This is a genomic window from Methanofollis sp. (assembly GCF_028702905.1).
Classification (GTDB): domain Archaea; phylum Halobacteriota; class Methanomicrobia; order Methanomicrobiales; family Methanofollaceae; genus Methanofollis.
The window spans coordinates 1-4,264 of sequence record NZ_JAQVNX010000139.1; the positions used below are offsets into that span (position 1 = coordinate 1).

Annotated in this window: 4 protein-coding genes and 2 tRNA genes; 3 read left to right on the top strand and 3 right to left on the bottom strand. The window is 59.6% G+C overall.

What is annotated here, in order from left to right; genetic code table 11:
- Positions 1-2: 2 nt before the first annotated feature.
- Positions 3-74, bottom strand: a tRNA-Arg gene (locus PHP59_RS11545).
- A gap of 48 nt (positions 75-122) precedes the next feature.
- Entirely contained in the window at positions 123-1,151 is a 1,029-nt protein-coding gene (gene hypD / locus PHP59_RS11550; protein ID WP_300167153.1) for a hydrogenase formation protein HypD, read from the bottom strand.
- A gap of 47 nt (positions 1,152-1,198) precedes the next feature.
- On the opposite strand from hypD, the gene PHP59_RS11555 reads away from it, so the two are divergent.
- Complete coding sequence (locus tag PHP59_RS11555; protein WP_300167155.1) at positions 1,199-2,230, top strand: mechanosensitive ion channel family protein; 1,032 nt, start codon at positions 1,199-1,201, stop codon at positions 2,228-2,230.
- On the opposite strand, the gene PHP59_RS11560 is transcribed toward PHP59_RS11555, so the two are convergent.
- Positions 2,225-3,163, bottom strand: coding sequence for a radical SAM protein (locus PHP59_RS11560; RefSeq protein ID WP_300167157.1), 939 nt, complete (start codon positions 3,161-3,163; stop codon positions 2,225-2,227). The two genes, PHP59_RS11555 and PHP59_RS11560, sit on opposite strands and share 6 nt — an antisense overlap.
- Positions 3,164-3,264: 101 nt before the next feature.
- Here PHP59_RS11560 and PHP59_RS11565 point away from each other — a divergent pair, with 101 nt between their 5' ends.
- On the top strand, positions 3,265-3,975 hold the full coding sequence (locus PHP59_RS11565) for a sugar phosphate isomerase/epimerase (RefSeq protein WP_300167159.1): 711 nt from the start codon (positions 3,265-3,267) through the stop codon (positions 3,973-3,975).
- Between the two features lie 100 nt (positions 3,976-4,075).
- Positions 4,076-4,148: transfer RNA gene (locus PHP59_RS11570), tRNA-Thr, on the top strand.
- Positions 4,149-4,264: the final 116 nt, after the last annotated feature.

Sequence of the window (4,264 nt, forward strand, 5' to 3'; positions counted from 1 at the left end):
AACGCCCCGGCCGGGATTCGAACCCGGGTCGAAAGCTCCGGAGGCTTTCAGGATGTCCACTACCCTACCGGGACAGGCCTGTATATGTTGGTCAGACGGGTATAAAAATGATTGCGCCGCCATCAGAGATGACGGACATGGTAGAGGTTCCAGATCTTGCAGGCGCCCTCGTGGCTGACCATGCAGGGGCCGACCGGCGTCCTCGGGGTGCAGACCTTCCCGAAGAGTTTGCAGTCGGTCGGCTGTGCGATCCCGCGCAGGACGCGGTCGCAGATGCAGCCCGAGACCTTCTCGACGTGCTTGATCTCGATATCGAATTTTTTTCTGGCATCATATTGGGAAAATTTGTCTTTCAGGCAGAGCCCTGACTTCGGGATCACCGGGAAACCCCGCCACTCGACATCGACCGTGTCGAAGACCTCGGAGATGAGCGCCTTCGCCTTCGTGTTCCCCTCACGGCAGACCGCACGCGGGTAGGCGTTCTCGACCTCGTGACGCCCTTCCTTCACCTGCTTCACGAGCATCAGGAGGCCGAGGAGGATGTCCTCGGGCTCGAAACCGGCGACCACCTGCGGCACCGGGAACTGCTCGTACTCTTCGTATCCCGCCACCACGCAGACGTGGCCCGGAAGGAGGAAGCCGTCGAGGGAGGCCTCGCCCTGTTCAAGGAGCCATTGCATCGCCGGCGGGACGAGGCGGTGGCAGGAGAGGATGGAAAAGTTCTCGGGCGGGTGGGAGAGGATGGTCGCGGCGACCGTCGGGACAGTCGTCTCGAAGCCGACCGATATGAAGACGACCTCCTTATCGGTCTTCTCCGCGATCTCGACGGCCTTGTGGATGCCCTGCACCACGCGCACGTCCCCACCGCAGGACTCAAGAGAGCCCTTCGTGCCCGGAACCCGGAGGAGGTCGCCGTAGGTGGCGACGATGCACCCTTTCTCGACAAACTCAAGGGCGGCGTCGATTTCTCCCTGCGGCGTGATACAGACAGGACACCCCGGCCCCATCACGATGTGCAGGTTTTCAGGAAGAACACTGCGCAAACCTGATCTGGCGATGGCAGCCTCGTGCGTGCCGCAGATGTGCATAAACGTATAGTTACGGTCCACGATCTCGTGGAGCGCAGCCTTCAGTTCGTCTCCTGTTGCCATGGAATCCTCATAGTTAATACGTGTACCCCCGCATAAGTGTACTCATTATGGGCGACCCCCTCTACGCTGTTCTTCTCCTCTTTGCGGGGCTCATCGGATCGGTGGTCCTGTACTGGCTGTATCACTGGCTGCTGAAACGCGCGGAAAAGACAGAGTCGAAGATCGACGACATCCTCGTTGCGGCGACGGGAAAACCCCTCATCATCACCATCCTCGTCGTCACGGTGTACCTCGCCATCGTCTCGTCGGGCATCATCCCGCCGAAGTACGAGTACATCCTCGACTCGAAGTACCTCAATGCCTTCTACATCATCATCGGGGCCTGGGTGGCCTCGAGTTTCTCGTACAACTTCATCCACCTGTACGGGCGGTGGATGGCCTCGCGGACAGAGAGCGAGGTCGACGACCGGATCATCGACGTCCTTGAGATCGCGGTGAAGTACGTCATCTGGTTCATCGCCTTCCTGCTCATCCTGAGCACCCTCGATATCGACATCACGCCCCTCCTTGCCGGTGCCGGGATCGCCGGTGTCGCCGTGGCCCTCGCCGCCCAGGACCTCCTCTCCAACTTCTTCGGCGGTGCGCTGATCGTGATGGATAAGCCCTTCAAGATGGGTGATCGGATCAAGATCGACAATTACCTCGGGGACGTCATCAGCGTCGGCCCGAGGAGCACCCGCATCCAGACCCTCGACTACCAGCTCCTCACCATCCCGAACTCCAAGATCGCGAACTCTGTGATCATCAACTACGCCCTCCCCGAGGTGCGGCTGAAGATCAAGATCCCGGTCTCTGTCGCCTATGGCTCGGACGTCAAGAGGGTGAAGGAGATCCTCCTTGAGATCGCCAACGAGGCGGTCGAGCGCTCCGAGTACGTGCTCAACGACCCCGCACCGACTGTCTATTTCCTGGAGTTCGCCGACTCGAGCCTCAACTTCACCCTCGTCGTCTGGGCGAAGGCCTTCAATATGGCCTGGGACGTGCAGGACTTCATCAACACGAGGATAGACGAGAGGTTCAGGGAGGAAGGGATCGAGATCCCCTTCCCGCAGATGGACGTGCACATCAGGAAGTCATGACACGGAAAGGAAAAAAATTCCTCTTTCCGCTCTTTTTGCTTCGATGAGATGGTTTTCCAGGAGGTACTGGAGATATTTTCCGATCTCGTTCCTGTGCATGCCTGTGGCCCGTGCAAGGTCGTCGAGTGTGCAGGGCCGCCGCCTGACCAGCGCCAGGATAGTGTCGGCGCTCTCCTGGTGAAAACTGTCGATCTCACCCCGTGACCCGAGGCCGCCGACGATGTCGACAGGCGCCGCCGTGATCAGGGAAGCGATATGTTCGAGTGTCTGGCTGTCGGCAGGACGCACCCAGGCGGCGGCGCCGGGGCGGTCGAGGGTGTTCAACTGGACGCGGTCCGGCCTGATCTCCCGCACCGCCTCGGCGATCTTCCTGACCTCCGCGTCGTCGTCGTTGACATCCGGGACGATGAAGACTTCGAGCCAGATCTCCCCGGAAAAACTTTTGCGAAACGCGATGAGGCCGCCGATCAGGGTTTTAGGTGAGATGCTCCTGTGCGGCCTGCAGATCTTCCTGAAGGGTGCGTCGGAGACGGCGTTCAGCGTCGGGACGACGAGGTCTGCATCATGGAGGGCGCGCCGCACGTCAGGGTCGGGGAGAAGACTGCCGTTCGTGAGGACGGCGACGCGGTATGTGGGAAACTCGGATTTGACCGTCCTGATGATCTCCCCGATCCCGGTGTGGAGGGTCGGTTCCCCCGACCCGGCAAGGGTGACGTAGTCGAGACGGGGCGAGGTCGAGAGATAGGACCGGAGTTCTGCGATCACGTCCCCGGTCGGGACGTACTCCTTTCTTTCGGTGGTGAGCGCCGTCGTCGGCCCGCACTCGCAGTAGACGCAGTTGTAGGAACAGGTCTTCAGGGGCACCAGGTCGATGCCGAGGGATACCCCGAGTCGCCGCGACGGGACCGGGCCGAAGAGATGACGATAGGGCATTGCAGAATCACCGGGGGAGTATGGGCGCGGACGGGCAAGAAACCACCTGTTGCCGCAGGGTGCGGGAAGCGTTTTATGAACCTCAGGACTAATGCTCTCTCATGTATGGCGTCTCCACCTACGCGCTCCACTCCCTTCCTCTCCCCGCAGCCCTTGAGCAGATCGCCGAACTGACCGACTATGTCGAGGTGATGGACGACGGCTGCCACTATATCGAGAGTGCCGAACCCCTCCTCTCCTACGACCTCCGGTACTCCATCCACGCGCCGTCCCGGAGCGTCAATATCGCAAGCACCCTCGAACCGATCAGAGAGGCGAGCGTCAGGGTGATCGAGGACTGCTTCTCCATCGCCGCGGAGGTGGACGCCGACGTGGTGGTCCATCCGGGCTACTTTGCCTGGGCGGCCGACAGGGAGAGGGCGAAGAGGCAGTTTGCCCGTTCCCTTGCCCACCTCTCCGCGGCGGCAGAAGAGCGGTCTGTCAGGTATGCGGTGGAGAATATGGCCTGGGAATTTTTCTTCCTCCAGACTCCGGACGAACTCCCCCTCCCCGACGGCGCGGGCTTTGCCCTCGACGTCGGCCACGCCCATATCATGGGATGTCTTCCCGCGTTCCTGCAGGTGCCGATCGATCATATCCACATCCATGACAATGACGGGACAGCGGACACCCACTCGGCGATCGGGTCGGGCACCATCGATTTCGCCGCGGTGATGGCGACGGTCGGACAGAACGGCATCACGCCTGTGATCGAGGTCGAGGGCATTGACGCGGTGAGATCAAGTATTTCTGCAATACGTCCCTATTTGTGAGGCATATGTCCCGAATATACTTTTTTTATTATTTGATCTCGCATCTGGAACTATCAACACTTTTTTATACCGGATATACTCTATATTGTAATGCATCCGTGCCTCAGTGGCTCAGCTGGTAGAGCGTGTCCTTGGTAAGGACAAGGTCCCGAGTTCAAATCTCGGCTGAGGCTTAAAGGATCTGTTTTCTTAACCCCTTTCCCGAAACTGCTTGATTTTTGAAAAGTATATCTTTGTAGAATCAGGCATGAACCCCTGGCTCACGCATACGTGATGAAAATTTCTCGTT